General features: G+C 69.7%; 12 protein-coding genes and 1 tRNA gene. 8 read left to right on the forward strand and 5 right to left on the reverse strand.

What is annotated here, in order from left to right; genetic code table 11:
- Positions 1-49: 49 nt before the first annotated feature.
- The gene (locus QM788_RS10045; RefSeq protein WP_415661353.1) at positions 50-1,273 is read right to left on the reverse strand and encodes a type II secretion system F family protein; all 1,224 of its coding nucleotides are present in this window, start codon (positions 1,271-1,273) and stop codon (positions 50-52) included.
- A 20-nt stretch (positions 1,274-1,293) separates the two neighbouring features.
- On the reverse strand, positions 1,294-2,961 hold the full coding sequence (gene pilB / locus QM788_RS10050) for a type IV-A pilus assembly ATPase PilB (protein WP_415662970.1): 1,668 nt from the start codon (positions 2,959-2,961) through the stop codon (positions 1,294-1,296).
- 284 nt (positions 2,962-3,245) lie between these two features.
- Between pilB and QM788_RS10055 the strand changes: the two genes are divergently transcribed.
- Positions 3,246-4,880 carry a hypothetical protein gene (locus QM788_RS10055; RefSeq protein ID WP_415661354.1) on the forward strand — a complete coding sequence of 545 codons (1,635 nt, stop codon included), beginning with the start codon at positions 3,246-3,248 and terminating at the stop codon, positions 4,878-4,880.
- A 114-nt stretch (positions 4,881-4,994) separates the two neighbouring features.
- On the opposite strand, the gene QM788_RS10060 is transcribed toward QM788_RS10055, so the two are convergent.
- A tRNA-Pro gene (locus tag QM788_RS10060) sits at positions 4,995-5,071 on the reverse strand.
- 20 nt (positions 5,072-5,091) lie between these two features.
- Positions 5,092-6,021, reverse strand: coding sequence for a polyprenyl synthetase family protein (locus tag QM788_RS10065; protein ID WP_415662971.1), 930 nt, complete (start codon positions 6,019-6,021; stop codon positions 5,092-5,094).
- A gap of 382 nt (positions 6,022-6,403) precedes the next feature.
- Here QM788_RS10065 and rplU point away from each other — a divergent pair, with 382 nt between their 5' ends.
- The 4 genes from rplU to proB all read left to right on the forward strand — a co-directional run bounded on the left by rplU (position 6,404) and on the right by proB (position 9,352).
- Complete coding sequence (gene rplU / locus QM788_RS10070) at positions 6,404-6,715, forward strand: 50S ribosomal protein L21 (protein ID WP_025564359.1); 312 nt, start codon at positions 6,404-6,406, stop codon at positions 6,713-6,715.
- Positions 6,716-6,752: 37 nt separating this feature from the next.
- Complete coding sequence (gene rpmA / locus QM788_RS10075) at positions 6,753-7,016, forward strand: 50S ribosomal protein L27 (protein ID WP_415661355.1); 264 nt, start codon at positions 6,753-6,755, stop codon at positions 7,014-7,016.
- A gap of 147 nt (positions 7,017-7,163) precedes the next feature.
- Positions 7,164-8,240, forward strand: a complete 1,077-nt coding sequence (obgE, locus tag QM788_RS10080; protein ID WP_415661356.1) for a GTPase ObgE — start codon at positions 7,164-7,166, stop codon at positions 8,238-8,240.
- Positions 8,237-9,352 carry a glutamate 5-kinase gene (gene proB, locus QM788_RS10085; protein ID WP_415661357.1) on the forward strand — a complete coding sequence of 372 codons (1,116 nt, stop codon included), beginning with the start codon at positions 8,237-8,239 and terminating at the stop codon, positions 9,350-9,352. Before obgE ends, proB begins: the two co-directional genes overlap by 4 nt.
- A 30-nt stretch (positions 9,353-9,382) precedes the next feature.
- Here the strand turns inward: proB and QM788_RS10090 are convergent, their stop codons facing one another.
- Positions 9,383-9,970, reverse strand: a complete 588-nt coding sequence (locus QM788_RS10090) for an RNA pyrophosphohydrolase (RefSeq protein WP_415661358.1) — start codon at positions 9,968-9,970, stop codon at positions 9,383-9,385.
- A 143-nt stretch (positions 9,971-10,113) separates the two neighbouring features.
- Here QM788_RS10090 and QM788_RS10095 point away from each other — a divergent pair, with 143 nt between their 5' ends.
- The 3 genes from QM788_RS10095 to QM788_RS10105 all read left to right on the forward strand — a co-directional run bounded on the left by QM788_RS10095 (position 10,114) and on the right by QM788_RS10105 (position 14,727).
- Positions 10,114-11,859 (forward strand): proline--tRNA ligase, encoded by a 1,746-nt coding sequence (locus QM788_RS10095; protein ID WP_415661359.1) that lies wholly within the window; start codon positions 10,114-10,116, stop codon positions 11,857-11,859.
- Positions 11,856-12,458, forward strand: coding sequence for a lytic transglycosylase domain-containing protein (locus QM788_RS10100; protein ID WP_415661360.1), 603 nt, complete (start codon positions 11,856-11,858; stop codon positions 12,456-12,458). The genes QM788_RS10095 and QM788_RS10100 overlap by 4 nt, the downstream gene beginning before the upstream one ends.
- Positions 12,459-12,567: 109 nt before the next feature.
- The gene (locus QM788_RS10105; RefSeq protein WP_415661361.1) at positions 12,568-14,727 is read left to right on the forward strand and encodes a M3 family metallopeptidase; all 2,160 of its coding nucleotides are present in this window, start codon (positions 12,568-12,570) and stop codon (positions 14,725-14,727) included.

Below are 14,727 nucleotides of genomic sequence, written 5' to 3' on the forward strand. Positions count from 1 at the left end.
GGCGGCGGGAAAGCGGCGGCATCCGCCGCGGCTGCGGCGGCGAAAGGGGTCAGACGACGGCGCCCAGCTTGAAGATCGGCAGGTACATCGAGACGACGATGCCGCCGATCAGGCCGCCGAGGATGACGATGATGAAGGGCTCCATCAGCGCGGACAGACCTTTGACGGCCTCGTCCACCTCGTCCTCGTAGAACTCGGCGGCCTTGGCCAGCATGTGGTCCAGCGAGCCGGACTCCTCGCCGATGGACGCCATCTGCAGCACCATGGTCGGGAAGATGTTGGTGACCTGCATGGACGTGGTCAGCGCGGCGCCGGTGGACACGTCGCGCTGGATCTGCTCGGTGGCCTCCTGGAACACCGCGTTGCCCGAGGCGCCGCCGACCGAGTCCAGCGCCTCGACCAGCGGCACGCCGGCCGCGAACATCGTCGACAGCGTGCGCGTCCAGCGCGCGACGGCGGACTTGTACATCAGGTCGCCGAATACCGGGATCTTCAGCAGCAGCCGGTCCATGCGCTTCTGCATCTTCTCCGAGCGCTTCCAGCTCTGGATGAAGAAGTAGGCGCCGCCGCCGACGGCCAGGAAGATCGCCCACCAGTAGCTGACGAAGAACTTGGACATGGCGATGACCATCAGCGTCGGCGCGGGCAGGTCGGCGCCGAAGGACTTGAACACGTCCTCGAACGACGGCACGACGAAGATCATGATCACCGCCACGACGATGAAGGCCACGACCATCACGGCGATCGGGTAGGTCAGCGCCGACTTGATCTTGTTCTTCAGCGCGACCGTCTTTTCCTGGTAGATGGCCAGGCGGTCCAGCAGCGCCTCCAGGATGCCGCCGGCCTCGCCGGCCTCGACGAGGTTGCAGTACAGCGCGTCGAAATACATCGGGTGCTTGCGGAAGGCCGAGGACAGGCTGGTGCCGGTCTCCACGTCCTGGCGGATGTCGGTCAGCAGCCGGGTGAGCCGCGGGTTGCTGGCGCCGCGCGCGACGATGTCGAAGGACTGCAGCAGCGGCACGCCGGCCCGCATCATCGTCGCCAGCTGGCGCGTGAAGACGGCGATGTCCTTCTGCTTGATCGCCGAGCCGCCGCTGACGCGGCGCTTCTTGACCTTGTTGACGAGGATGCCCTGGCGGCGCAGCGTCGCGCTGACCATGGCCTCGCCGCCCGCGCGCAGCTCGCCCTTGACGATCTTGCCGTTGCGGTCCTTGCCCTCCCACTCGAAGACGAAGTCCTTGACGCCCTTTGCTGCTGCGGTGGCAGTGGCCATGCGCTCTCCTCGAGTCAGATCTATTCGTTGGTGGCGGACAGGATTTCTTCCAGCGTCGTCACCCCGGCCCGCACCTTGACCAGGCCGGACTGGCGCAGGTCGCGCACGCCCTCCCTGCGCGCCTGCTCGGCGATGTCCATCGCCGTGCCTTCGGCCAGGATGATGCGCTGGATGTCCTCCGTGATCGGCATGACCTGGTACAGGCCCACGCGGCCGCGGTAGCCGTTGGTGCAGTTGCCGCAGCCGACGGCGCGGTAGGGCTTCCAGCTGCCGTCGAAGTCCTCCTCCGTGAAGCCGGCCTTCAGCAGCGCGTCGTGCGGGTAGTCGGCCGGCTGCTTGCAGTTCTCGCACAGCCGGCGCACCAGGCGCTGCGCGGTGATCAGCAGCACGCTGGAGGCGATGTTGAACGGCGCGACGCCCATGTTCAGCAACCGCGTCAGCGTCTTGGGCGCGTCGTTGGTGTGCAGCGTGGACATGACCATGTGACCGGTCTGCGCGGCCTTGATGGCGATGTCGGCCGTCTCCAGGTCGCGGATTTCGCCGACCATGATGATGTCCGGGTCCTGGCGCAGGAAGGACTTCAGCGCGGCCGAGAAGTTCAGCCCCGCCTTGTCGTTGACGTTGACCTGGTTGATGCCCGGCAGGTTGATTTCGGCCGGATCCTCCACGGTCGAGATGTTGACGCCCGGCTGGTTCAGGATGTTGAGGCAGGTGTAGAGCGACACCGTCTTGCCCGAGCCCGTCGGGCCGGTCACCAGCACCATGCCGTAGGGGCGGTAGATGGCGGCGAGCAGCCGCTCCTTCTCGATCTTCTCGTAGCCCAGCGCGTCGATGCCGAGCTTGGCCGAGGACGAGTCCAGGATGCGGATGACGATCTTCTCGCCGAACAGCGTCGGCAGCGTGCTGACGCGGAAGTCGATGCTCTTGGCGCCGAACTTCAGCTTCATGCGCCCGTCCTGCGGCACGCGGCGCTCGGCGATGTCCAGCCGCGAAATGACCTTGATGCGCGAGGCCAGCTTGTCCTTGATCGCGATCGGCGGCTGCGTGATCTCGCGCAGCTCGCCGTCGACGCGGAAGCGCACGCGGTAGTGGAACTCGTAGGGCTCGAAGTGCAGGTCGGACGCGCGCAGGTTGATCGCGTCCACCAGCATCTTCTGCAGGAAGCGCACGACCGGCGCGTCCTCCACGTCGGCCAGCTCGGCGGCCTCCTGCTGCGGCGTCGCGTCTTCCTCGGCGATGTCGAAATCGAACTCGCCGCCCGAGATGGCCTCCAGCGTCTCGGCCGCGCTGGTGCCGATGCTGCCGAGCAGCTGGGCCAGCTTGTCGTGCTCGACGATGACCCACTCGGGCTGCAGCTGCGTGGCGAACTTGATGCGCTCGATGACCTCCAGGTCCGTCGGGTCAGCGCCGCCGACGAACAGCCGGTTGCCGCGCCGGGACAGCGCCACGACCTGGTACTGCTGGGCCAGTTTCGCGTCGATGATGTCGCGCGGCATGCGCTGCGGGTCCATCGCGGCCAGGTCCAGCAGCGGCAGCGCCAGCGCGCTGGACAGCGTGTGCGCCAGGTCGGACGGCGACACCTGGCCGCCGGCGATCACCGCGTTGACGAAACTGGTCTTCTTCTCGCGCGCCTGCTTGACGAGCTCCTCGGCCGCCTTGCCCTGCAGCTTGCCGGCATGCACGAGCATGCGCGCGACCCCCGACAGGGACGACTGGAGCGGCTCGGCGAGCGGGGTTTCCACGGCGGTTGGTGTCTGCGACGGGCGTGATGAGGTCGCGCGATTGTGCCAGCCGACCAAGGCGCGGGCCGCCCGCGAAGCCGGCAGATTGCCGCGCCGCGGCGTGGCGCATTTCTCGTTCGGGCCCGCCGCCTCGACGCTGCGGGATGTCACGCTCCAGGGTGCGACCCTCGCCGACGGGCAGGCGATGTCACCGGGCCGTCACCGATCAGGCCAACAGCCGGAGAACCATCATGCCGAAGAACGACGCACTGATCGCGCGCCTGCGCAGCCGGCGCAAGGCGGCAACGCGGGAGCGGCCCGCCGGCGTGAAGGACGGCCTCGACCTGCTGATGGCCGCGATGACGGCGTTCACCCGGTTCGCCCTCTTCGTCGGCTTCCTCGCGCTGGCCGCCTACCTCGGCGCGGCGCAGCATGTCGTCACCGGCGTCAATCTGGCCGACGCCTTCCTGCTCGCGGCGCTGGCGCTGGCCCTGGGGTTCCTGGCGCTGCTGATCGTCGTCGCCGGGGCGGTGCTGGTGGGGGCGCAGATGAATTTCCTCGTGGCGAGCGCCGCGGCGGGTGCCACCACGGCGCATCTGACGCGCCGGCAGAAGCTGAGGGTTCCTGCCTTCATGGCCGCCGTCGCCGCCTACACCGTGGGCATGCCTTGGGTGTACCTGCAGGCGCTCTCGGCCCAGGGCTGGCGAGCGGGGGGCCTGCTCGCGCTGAACGGCCTGGCCGCCGGCGCGCTGGCGTGGGGTTGGGATCACATCCAGCAACTCTGCCGGGCGCCTGGCCAGGGGGCGGGCGCGCCGCGAACCACCGCCGACAGGGTGGCCGGAGGCCTCGGCACGGCCTGGATGCTGTGGGCGGCAGCGTTGATGTCGGCGTTGCTCGTGGCCTTCACCAACGCGATGGTCGTCGTCGTGTTCGGGCTGATCGGGAGCTTCTGCGCCGCGGGCTTCCTGGTGGCGGTCGCCCGCGGCGGGCGGGTCACGCCGGGCTGGGCGCGGGCCGGGTGGATGGTCATGGCGGCGGCCCTGGTGGTTTCGGCGCTTGTCGCGCTCTTCCTGCCCGCCTTCAACGGCGACACGGGCGTGGCGAAGGCCTTCCAGATGGTGGCGTTGAACGTTCCCGGCGCCACCATCGACGTGTCGGCCGCGAACCTGCAACGGCTCGAGCGCGCGGCGGCGCAGCAGGGGTTGCCGCTGCAGGCCTGCCGCCATGCGGACGGCAGCGCCACGCTGACCAACGTCCGGGTGCTGTGGCACACGCTGGGCAACACGGGCCTGGTGGAGCTGTGGTCCGAACCGACCGATCCGCGGCACTACTCGGGCTCGCGCCGGCCGCGTTTCCAGACGTCGCCCTACGAGCAGCTCTTTCAGCTGCTCGGCTGGCGCGGCGTGCGCGTTCCGCTCGAGAACGGCGGGCTGGTCGTGACGACCGGGAGCCATCTCCACTGCCTGGAACTGAACGGGTTGCACTTCGACAGCAATTCGGCCTCGCTGGGCCGGGACGCGGCGCAAGACCTGGCGCAGCAACTGGCCGCGCTGAAGGACTCGCTGAGCGACAACAGGGCCCGCGGCGGCCAGCCCGCCGAAACCGCGGTGCGGATGCACATCGTGGGGCACGCCGACCCCCGCAGGCGTCAAAACGGCACGAACGAGGACCTGGCCCGCGAGCGGGCAGAGGCCGTGCGAGACGCGGTGCGGTCGTGGCTCAGCGCGGAGGCGCCGCAGTGGTCGTCGATGCGCCTCACCGTCCACTCGGAAGGGGCTCGCGCGCAGGCCCGGAAATGCGAGGGGCTGGGTCCGGCGGAAAGCGAGGCCTGCCACGCCTTCAACCGCCGCGTCGTCCTGCAGATGACCACGGCGCCCGCTCCCTGAACGAGGCGCCCGCCCACGCCGGCCGACGGTCAGCGATCTGCAGGCAGGGCCGGCCGGAAATACAAAAGCCCCTGCGTCAGGGGCTTCGTACGTTCTTGATACACAAGGAAATCCTGGTCGGGGTGAGAGGATTCGAACCTCCGGCCTCTACGTCCCGAACGTAGCGCTCTACCAGGCTAAGCTACACCCCGATGTCTTCTGCCGAGCGTCACTAGGAGTGGCGCTCAACCGACTGAATTGCGAATTCTAGCAGAGATTCCGTCCACTTGTTGCGAGGCAGCAGCTTGAGGCAGTCGGCGGCGTGCCTTGCCTCGGTGCGCGCCGCCTCGCGCGTCGATTCCAGCGCGCCGGTCGAGCGCACGATGGCGACGATCTCCTGCAGCTTCTCCTGCTCGCCTTCCTCGATGGCGTGGCGCAGCAGCGCGCGCTGTTCGGGCGTGGCGCGCTCCATCGCGATCAGCAGCGGCAGCGTCGTCTTGCCTTCGCGCAGGTCGTCGCCGATGTTCTTGCCGAGCTCGTGGGCGTCGCCCTCGTAGTCGAGCACGTCGTCGATGAGCTGGAAGGCCGTGCCCAGCGCGCGGCCGTAGGCGGCGCAGGCTTCCTCGACCTCGGGCGCCGCCTGGGCCAGCACGGCGCCGAGCCGGGCACTGGCTTCGAAGAGCTTGGCGGTCTTGAAGCGGATCACGCGCAGATAGCTCTCGACGCTGATGTCCGGGTCGTGCATGTTCATCAGCTGCAGGACCTCACCCTCGGCGATGACGTTGGTGGCCTCGGCCAGCACCTCCAGCACGCGCATGCGGTCCACCGACACCATCATCTGGAAGGCGCGCGAGTACAGGAAGTCGCCGACCAGCACGCTGGCGGCGTTGCCGAACAGCGCGTTCGCCGTCGGCTTGCCGCGGCGCAGCGAGGACTCGTCGACGACGTCGTCGTGCAGCAGCGTCGCGGTGTGGATGAACTCGACGACGGCCGCGAGCTCGAAGCGGGCCGCGCTGTCGAAGCCGAGCGCATTCGCGAACAGCAGCACGAGCTTGGGGCGCATGCGCTTGCCGCCGGCATGCACGATGTAGTGGGCGATCTGGTCGATCAGCGCCACTTCCGAGCTCAGGCGCTGGGCGATGACGGCGTCGACCTGGGCCATTTCGGCGGCCAGCAGGGCCAGGGCCTCGGCAACTTGGGGTGGGGGCGAGGCAGTCTCGACGCGCACTCTGGACTCTCAGGCTAGGAATCCGCGGATTATAGAAACGGCATCCGCCGCGCTCCGGCGACACCGGGCGCGGGCCCGCCTCGGGCCGTTCCGCCGGGGCAGGCCGCGCGGTTGCCTTCAGGGAGGATCTGCGGGTATACTCGCGGGCTCTTTGCAATTCGTGCGTTCTGGCGGTGCCGGGGCGGACACGGGTTGTGGAGAGAGCCAAAACTCACAAAAAGGCCCGACGAGGGCGGGTGTGCGGGCCAACTCCTTGAGAGCGCTCCGCCGGCCGCTGGAGCCGGGTGAATGCACCTTTCGGTGCGGAAGGATGAAGATGTACGCAGTCATCAAGACCGGCGGCAAGCAGTACAAGGTTGCTGCCGGCGAAAAGATCAAGGTCGAGTTGCTCGACGCGGAAGTGGGCGCCGAGGTCACGCTGGACCAGGTGCTGGCCGTGGGCAGCGGCGACGGCCTGACGGTCGGCGCTCCGCTGGTCGCTGGCGCCACCGTCAGCGCCAAGGTCGTCAGCCATGGCAAGCACGACAAGGTCCGCATCTTCAAGATGCGCCGTCGCAAGCACTACAAGAAGAGCCAGGGCCACCGCCAGAACTACACCGAGCTGGAAATCAGCGCGGTCAATGGCTGACTCCAGCCGTCTTTCGCTAATTTCTAGGAGCTAACTCATGGCACAGAAAAAAGGCGGCGGTTCCACCCGGAACGGCCGCGACTCCAAGCCCAAGATGCTGGGCGTCAAGGCTTACGGCGGCGAACTGATCTCCGCCGGTTCGATCATCGTGCGCCAGCGCGGCACGCGCTTCCACCCCGGCGTGAACGTCGGCATCGGCAAGGACCACACGCTGTTCGCGCTGGTCGATGGCCATGTCAGCTTCACCACCAAGGGTGCAAGCAACCGCGCGACGGTCGTCGTCACGCCGCTGGCCGCTTGATTGCAGCCGTCCCGGGCGAGCGCATCGCCCGAGCTTTCCAAGCCCCGGTCTCCCGGGGCTTTGTCATTTCTGAAGCCTGGCCCGCCGCACGACGGCATGCCCGGCCCGATTCAAGCATTTGCCAGCCGGTACGATGGCTGCCCCATCATGAAATTCGTTGACGAAGCCACCATCGATGTCGCCGCCGGCAATGGCGGCGCGGGCTGCGCGAGCTTCCGCCGCGAGAAGTTCATTCCGTTCGGCGGGCCGGACGGCGGCGATGGCGGCAAGGGCGGCAGCGTCTGGGCCGAGGCCGACCGCAACCTCAACACGCTGATCGACTACCGCTACGCGCGCCGCCATGAGGCCCGCAACGGCGAGCCGGGCCGCGGCTCGGACTGCTTCGGCGCCGCGGCGGACGACATCGTGCTGCGCATGCCGGTGGGCACCATCATCACGGACCTGGAAACCGAAACCGTCATCGGCGAACTGCTGGAGCCCGGTGAGCGCCTGCTGCTGTGCAAGGGCGGCGACGGCGGTTTCGGCAATCTGCATTTCAAGACCTCGACCAACCGCGCGCCGCGCCAGAAGACGCCGGGCTGGCCGGGCGAGATCAAGAAGGTGCGACTGGAACTGCGCGTGCTGGCCGACGTGGGCCTGCTGGGCCAGCCGAACGCGGGCAAGTCCACGCTGATCACCGCGGTGTCGAACGCCAAGCCGAAGATCGCGGACTACCCGTTCACGACGCTGCACCCCAACCTCGGCGTCGTGCGCGTCGGGCCGGAGAAGAGCTTCGTCGTCGCCGACATCCCCGGCCTGATCGAAGGCGCCGCGGAAGGCGCCGGCCTGGGCCACCAGTTCCTGCGCCACCTGCAGCGCACGCGGCTGCTGCTGCACGTCGTCGACCTGGCGCCGTTCGACCCCGAAGTCGATCCGGTCAAGGAGGCCAAGGCCATCGTCGCCGAGCTGAAGAAGTACGACCCCGAGCTGCACGCCAAGCCGCGCTGGCTGGTGCTGAACAAGCTGGACATGGTCCCCGAGGACGAGCGCGCCGCGCGCGTGAAGGACTTCGTGAAGCGCTACCGCTGGAAGGGCCCGGTGTTCGAGATCTCGGCGCTGACGCGCGAGGGCTGCCAGCCGCTGATCCACGCCATCTACGACCACGTCGCCGCCGAGCAGCGCGTGCTCGAAGAGCGCGACGTGCGGTTCGATGCTCCCAACCCCAGTGAGTCCGTCGCCGAATGAGCCTGCTGTCCGGCGCGCGCCGCATCGTCGTCAAGGTCGGCTCCAGCCTCGTCACGAACGAAGGCCGCGGCGTCGATGCCGAGGCGATCCGCAACTGGAGCCGCCAGCTGGCGGCGCTGGCGGGCGAGGGGCGCGAGCTGGTCATGGTGTCCAGCGGCGCCATCGCCGAAGGCATGAAGCGCCTGGGCTGGGCGGCGCGGCCCAAGGCCCTGCACGAGCTGCAGGCCGCCGCCGCCGTCGGCCAGATGGGCCTGGCGCAGATGTACGAGAGCCAGCTCAGCGCGCACGGCCTGCACAGTGCGCAGGTGCTGCTGACCCACGCCGACCTGGCCGACCGCGAGCGCTACCTGAACGCGCGCTCCACGCTGCTGACGCTGATGGCGCACCGCGTGCTGCCGGTCATCAACGAGAACGACACCGTCGTCAACGACGAGATCAAGTTCGGCGACAACGACACGCTGGGCGCGCTGGTGGCCAACCTCGTCGAGGCCGACGCGCTGGTCATCCTGACGGACCAGCGCGGCCTGTACGCGGCCGACCCGCGCAAGGATCCGGCGGCGCGCTTCATCGACACCGCCCAGGCCGGCGACCCGGAACTGGAGCGCATGGCCGGCGGCGCCGGCTCCAGCATCGGCCGCGGCGGCATGCTGACCAAGATCCTGGCCGCCAAGCGCGCGGCGGGCAGCGGCGCCGGCACCGTCATCGCCTGGGGCCGCGAGCCGGACGTGCTGCTGCGGCTGGCACGCGGCGAGGCCATCGGCACCGCGCTGCACGCGGCCACGCCCAAGCTGGCGGCGCGCAAGCAGTGGATGGTGGACCACCTGCAGATGCGCGGCGCGGTCAAGGTGGATGCCGGCGCCGTCACCAAGCTGCGCGGCGAGGGCAAGAGCCTGCTGCCCATCGGCATCACCGAGGTGCAGGGCGATTTCCACCGCGGCGACGTCATCGCCGTGCTCGGGCCGGACGGCACCGAGCTGGCGCGCGGGCTGGCCAACTATTCGGGCGCCGAGTCGCGGCTGATCGCGCGCCGGCCGTCATCGGAGTTCGAGGCGCTGCTGGGCTACGCCGCCGAGCCCGAGTTGATCCACCGGGACAACCTGGTGCTCCGCTAGGTGCAACCCGGCCTCCCGGCCGGGCCGCCGTCAGGTCTGCTCGCCGTCCGGCGGCACGGCGGCTTCCAGCGGCATCGGGCCGCTGTGCCGCTCGCCGCGGTGCGCCGGGCGCATGCCGGCGCGCAGGTAGCGGTTGTGGTGGTTGATGCGCGGCAGGTAGCGGGCCAGCTCCGTCAGCGCCATCTCGTAGACGCCGCGCTTGAACTCGATGACGGCCTCCAGCGGCACCCAGTACTCGTTCCAGCGCCAGGCGTCGAACTCGGGGTGGTCGGTGGCGCGCAGGTTCATGTCGCAGTCGCGGCCGGTCATCTGCAGCAGGAACCAGATCTGCTTCTGGCCGCGGTAGTGGCCGCGGGCGTCGCGCCGGATGAAGTGCTCGGGCACCTCGTAGCGCAGCCAGTCGCGCGTCCTCGCAAGGATGCGCACATGCTCTGGCGTGAGCCCCACTTCCTCGTGGAGCTCTCGGAACATCGCCTGCTCAGGCGTCTCGCCGTGTTTGATGCCCCCTTGCGGGAACTGCCACGAATGCGTCCGGATGCGTTTGCCCCAGAACACCTCGTTGCGCTGGTTGAGCAGGATGATGCCGACGTTGGGGCGGAAGCCTTCACGGTCGAGCATAATCAACCTCAAATCTCTAGTTGGTTCGATTATTGCATCGGGCCGCGACCGCGGTGGCGCCCTCGCTAACCCGGAGATTCCCCCCTCTGTTTTGTCGTGACTTGGCCGGGTTTTCACCCGGCCTTCGCATGCCGGTCCCGCCCATGAAAGCCTCCCAGTTCTTCGTCTCCACGCTCAAGGAAGCGCCCGCCGACGCCGAGGTCGTCAGCCACAAGCTGATGATGCGCGCCGGCATGATCAAGCGCCTGGGCGCCGGCATCTACAACTACATGCCGATGGGGCTGCGCGTGATCCGCAAGGTCGAGAAGATCATCCGCGAGGAGATGGACGCAGCCGGCGCCGTCGAGTGCCTGATGCCGGTCATCCAGCCCGCCGAGCTGTGGCAGGAGACCGGCCGCTTCGACAAGATGGGCCCCGAACTGCTGCGCGTGAAGGACCGCCATGGCCGCGACTTCATCGTGCAGCCCACCAGCGAGGAAGTCGTCACCGACATCGCCCGCCAGGAGCTGCGGTCCTACCGCCAGTTGCCGAAGAACCTCTATCACATCCAGACCAAGTTCCGCGACGAGCGCCGGCCGCGCTTCGGGCTGATGCGGGGGCGTGAGTTCACGATGAAGGACGCCTACTCCTTCGACCGCGACCCGGCCGCCGCCGGCCGCAGCTACGACAACATGTACCGCGCCTACGGCCGGATCTTCGACCGCTTCGGCCTGCAGTACCGCGCCGTCGCGGCGGACACCGGCGCCATCGGCGGCGACCGCTCGCACGAGTTCCAGGTCATCGCCGAGACCGGCGAGGACGCCATCGTCTACTGCCCCACCAGCGATTACGCGGCCAACATGGAACTGGCCGAGGCCGTGGCGCTGCTGCCCGCCCGCGGCGACGCGCGGCAGCCGCTGGCCAAGACGCCCACGCCGGGCAAGAGCACCTGCGCGGACGTGGCGCAGCTGCTGGACCTGCCGCTGGCGCAGACCGTCAAGTCGCTGGTGCTGGCCACCGATGAACTCGACAAGGACGGCGCCATCGTCGGCACCCAGGTCTGGCTGCTGCTGGTGCGCGGCGACCATGAGCTGAACGAAGTGAAGGCCGGCAAGGTCGAGGGCCTGAAGGGCGGCTTCCGCTTCGCCACCGTGGGTGAGATCGACGCGCACTTCGGCTGCAAGCCCGGCTACCTCGGCCCCATCGGCCTCAAGCGGCCGCTGAAGATCGTGGCCGACCGCACCGTGGCGCGGATGAGCGACTTCGTCTGCGGCGCCAACGAGGCGGACTTCCACTACACCGGCGCCAACTGGGGCCGCGATCTGCCCGAGCCCGACGTGGTGGCCGACATCCGCAACGTCGTCGCGGGCGACCCGTCGCCGGACGGCCGGGGCGTGCTCGCCATCCAGCGCGGCATCGAGGTGGGCCATGTGTTCTACCTCGGCACCAAGTACTCGGCGGCGATGAACGCCACCTTCCTGGACGAGACCGGCAAGCCGGCGCTGCTGGAGATGGGCTGCTACGGCATCGGCGTGACGCGCATCCTGGGCGCCGCCATCGAGCAGGGCCATGACGCGCGCGGCATCATCTGGCCGGACGCGATCGCGCCGTTCACCGTCGTCATCTGCCCCATCGGTGCCGACCGCAGCGCCGATGTGAAGGCGGCTTCCGAGAAGCTCTACGACGAGTTGAAGGCGCTGGGCGTGGACGTGCTGCTGGACGACCGCGGCGAGCGCCCCGGCGCGATGTTCGCGGACTGGGAGCTGATCGGCATCCCGCACCGCGTCGTGCTGGGCGACCGCGGCCTGAAGGATGGCCAGGTCGAGTACCAGGGCCGCCGCGACGAAGCCGCGACCAAGGTCGCCGTCGCCGGCATCGTGGGCCACCTGAAGGGCCTGCTGAAGCTTTGAAGCGCCGCCTTGCGGTACTGGGCCTGCTCGCCGCGCCGCTCGGCGCGCGGGCCGGCGCGCAGGTGGAGGAGCCGCTGGCGGACTCGATCCGCTCGGCGCTGAGCGCCGCCATCGCCCAGGCCGCGCCGCCGCGGCCCCGGTTCGAGCGGGTCGAGGCCCGGATGGCCTACCTGGCCTGGCTGGGCACGATGAGCGAGCGGCTGAAGAGGCGCAAGACCGAGACGCAGATCCGCATCGAGTTCCTGGAGACGGTCTGGTACGAGGCCAAGCGCGCGGGCCTGGAGCCCAGCCTGCTGCTGGGCCTGGTGCAGGTGGAGAGCGGCTTCCGCAAATACGCCATCAGCACGGCCGGCGCGCGTGGCTACATGCAGGTCATGCCGTTCTGGGCCAAGCTGATCGGCGATGGCGACGCGGCGCGGCTGTTCCACATGCAGACCAACCTGCGCTTCGGCTGCGTGATCCTGCGCCACTACCTGGACCGCGAGAAGGGCGACCTCTACCTGGCGCTGGGCCGCTACAACGGCAGCCGCGGCCGGCCGGAGTACCCGAACGCCGTGTTCGCCGCGCGGCGGCAGTGGCTGCTGCCCGGCGAAAAGTGACCCCAGCAGACCCGGCAGATGGGGGTGTCGGGCATGGCTTGTGGCAGCGCGCGGGCCTCGGGGTAGGCTCCGCAGTTTCGTCCCTCCCTGAGATCATCCCCAGCCCGCCATGCCCGCTGCCCATCGCTTCGCGCCCCTGATCCTGTCCGCCCTGCTGGCCGCCGGCCTGGCCGGCGCGCAACCCGCCCCGCCGCCCGCCGCGCAGGCGGCCGCCAACCCGCTGCTCGCCCCCAGCCCGCTGCCGCTGCAGTACCCGCCGTTCGACCGGCTGCGCGACGAGCATTTCGCGCCCGCGCTGGACCGCGGCATGGCCGAGCAGCTGGCCGAGATCCAGGCCATCGCCGACAACCCCGCCGCGCCGACCTTCGACAACACCATCGTCGCCTGGGAGAAGAGCGGCCGGCTGCTGCGCCGCGCCACCACGCTGCTGTTCAGCCTGCTGGGCGCCGACGCCAACCCCGCCCGCCAGCAACTGCAGGCCGACTACGCGCCCCGGCTGGCCGCGCAGCGCGACGCCGTGCTGCTGAACGCCAGGCTGTTCGCCCGCGTGGAGGCGCTGTACGCCGCACGCGACACCGCCGCGCCCGACGCGGCCGCCAGGCGCCTCATCGAGCGCTACCGCAGCGACATGCTGCGCGCCGGGGCCCGCCTGGACGACGCGCAGAAGGCGCGCATGAAGGCGATCAACGCCGAACTGGCCACGCTGGACGCCCGCTTCAACAAGGCGGTGCTGGACGAGGTGAACGACTCGGCCGTCATCGTCGACAGCGCCGAGGAACTCGCCGGCCTGAGCCCGGCGCAGATCGCCGCCGCGGCCGATGCGGCCCGGGCGCGCGGGCGGGACGGCAAGTACGCCATCGCGCTGCTGAACACCACCATCCAGCCCTTCGAGGCCGAGCTGCACGACCGCGCGCTGCGCGAACGCCTGCACCGCGCGTCGGTGGCGCGCGGCGCACGCGGCAACGCGTTCGACACGCGCGCCCTCATCGCCCGCGTGGTGGCGCTGCGCCAGGAGCGCGCCGCGCTGCTGGGCTATGCCTCGCCCGCCGCGTTCGTGCTGGAACAGGAGACGGCCGGCAACACCGACACCGTCAACGCGCTGCTGCGCCGGCTCGCGCCGGCCGCGCTGGCTGCGGCCAGGCAGGAGGCGGCCGAGCTGCAGCAGCTCATCGACGCCGAGCAGGCCGCGCTGGGCCGGCCCAGCTTCGCGCTGCAGGCCTGGGACTGGAGCTACTACGCGGAGAAGCTGCGCGCCGCCAAGTACGGCTATGACGAGAGCCAGCTGCGGCCCTACCTGGAGCTGACCCGCGTGCTGGAGCGCGGCGTGTTCTTCGCGGCGCAGCAGCTCTACGGCATCACCTTCAAGCGCCGCACCGATCTGCCGGTCTACCAGGACGACGTGCGCGTCTACGACGTGTTCGACGCCGACGGCAAGCCGCTGGCCCTCTTCATCGCCGACCTGTACGCCCGCCCCAGCAAGCGCGGCGGCGCGTGGATGAACGCCTACGTCGGCCAGAACCCGCTGGACGGCACCCAGCCCGTGGTGGCCAACCACCTCAACATCCCCAAGCCGCCGGCCGGCGAGCCCACGCTGCTGACCTGGGACGAGGTCAACACGCTGTTCCACGAATTCGGCCATGCGCTGCACGGCATGTTCAACCGGGTGCCGTACCCCAGCCTGTCGCGCGTGCCGCGCGACTTCGTCGAATACCCGTCGCAGGTCAACGAGGTGTGGGCCGACTGGCCGAGCGTGCTGGCGAACTACGCGCAGCACCACCAGACCGGCGCGCCCATGCCGCGCGAGCTGCTGGACAAGGTGTCGCGCGCCAAGCGCTTCAACCAGGGCTATGCGACGCTGTCCTACCTGAGCGCGGCCATCGTCGACCAGCGCCTGCACCAGCTCAAGCCCGGGCAGCCGCTGCCGGCGGCGGACGTGGCCGAGTTCGAGGCGCGCGTGCTGAAGGAGGAGGGCGTCGACTTCGGCCCGGTGCCGCCGCGCTACCGCCTGCCGTACTTCAGCCACATCATGGGTGGCTACGCGGCCGGCTACTACGCCTACCTCTGGAGCGAGGTGCTGGACGCCGACACGGTGGAATGGCTGAAGGCCCACGGCGGCCTGAAGCGCGCCAACGGCGACGCGCTGCGCGCCAAGCTGCTGTCGCGCGGCGGCGCGGAGGACGCGATGGTGCTGTTCCGCCACCTCGTCGGTCACGAGCCGGACCTCCAGCCGCTGCTGGAACGGCGCGGGCTCGTCGTGCAGAAGCCCTGA

It is taken from the genome of Roseateles sp., from assembly GCF_047654785.1.
Classification (GTDB): domain Bacteria; phylum Pseudomonadota; class Gammaproteobacteria; order Burkholderiales; family Burkholderiaceae_C; genus Pelomonas.

Excerpts from the sequence above, each read along its gene's own strand:
- QM788_RS10045 (WP_415661353.1), bottom strand. The coding sequence starts at position 1,273 with ATGGCCACTGCCACCGCAGCAGCAAAGGGCGTCAAGGACTTCGTCTTC.
- pilB (WP_415662970.1), bottom strand. The coding sequence starts at position 2,961 with ATGCTCGTGCATGCCGGCAAGCTGCAGGGCAAGGCGGCCGAGGAGCTC.
- QM788_RS10055 (WP_415661354.1), top strand. The coding sequence starts at position 3,246 with ATGCCGAAGAACGACGCACTGATCGCGCGCCTGCGCAGCCGGCGCAAG.
- QM788_RS10065 (WP_415662971.1), bottom strand. The coding sequence starts at position 6,021 with ATGGCCCAGGTCGACGCCGTCATCGCCCAGCGCCTGAGCTCGGAAGTG.
- rplU (WP_025564359.1), top strand. The coding sequence starts at position 6,404 with ATGTACGCAGTCATCAAGACCGGCGGCAAGCAGTACAAGGTTGCTGCC.
- rpmA (WP_415661355.1), top strand. The coding sequence starts at position 6,753 with ATGGCACAGAAAAAAGGCGGCGGTTCCACCCGGAACGGCCGCGACTCC.
- obgE (WP_415661356.1), top strand. The coding sequence starts at position 7,164 with ATGAAATTCGTTGACGAAGCCACCATCGATGTCGCCGCCGGCAATGGC.
- proB (WP_415661357.1), top strand. The coding sequence starts at position 8,237 with ATGAGCCTGCTGTCCGGCGCGCGCCGCATCGTCGTCAAGGTCGGCTCC.
- QM788_RS10090 (WP_415661358.1), bottom strand. The coding sequence starts at position 9,970 with ATGCTCGACCGTGAAGGCTTCCGCCCCAACGTCGGCATCATCCTGCTC.
- QM788_RS10095 (WP_415661359.1), top strand. The coding sequence starts at position 10,114 with ATGAAAGCCTCCCAGTTCTTCGTCTCCACGCTCAAGGAAGCGCCCGCC.
- QM788_RS10105 (WP_415661361.1), top strand. The coding sequence starts at position 12,568 with ATGCCCGCTGCCCATCGCTTCGCGCCCCTGATCCTGTCCGCCCTGCTG.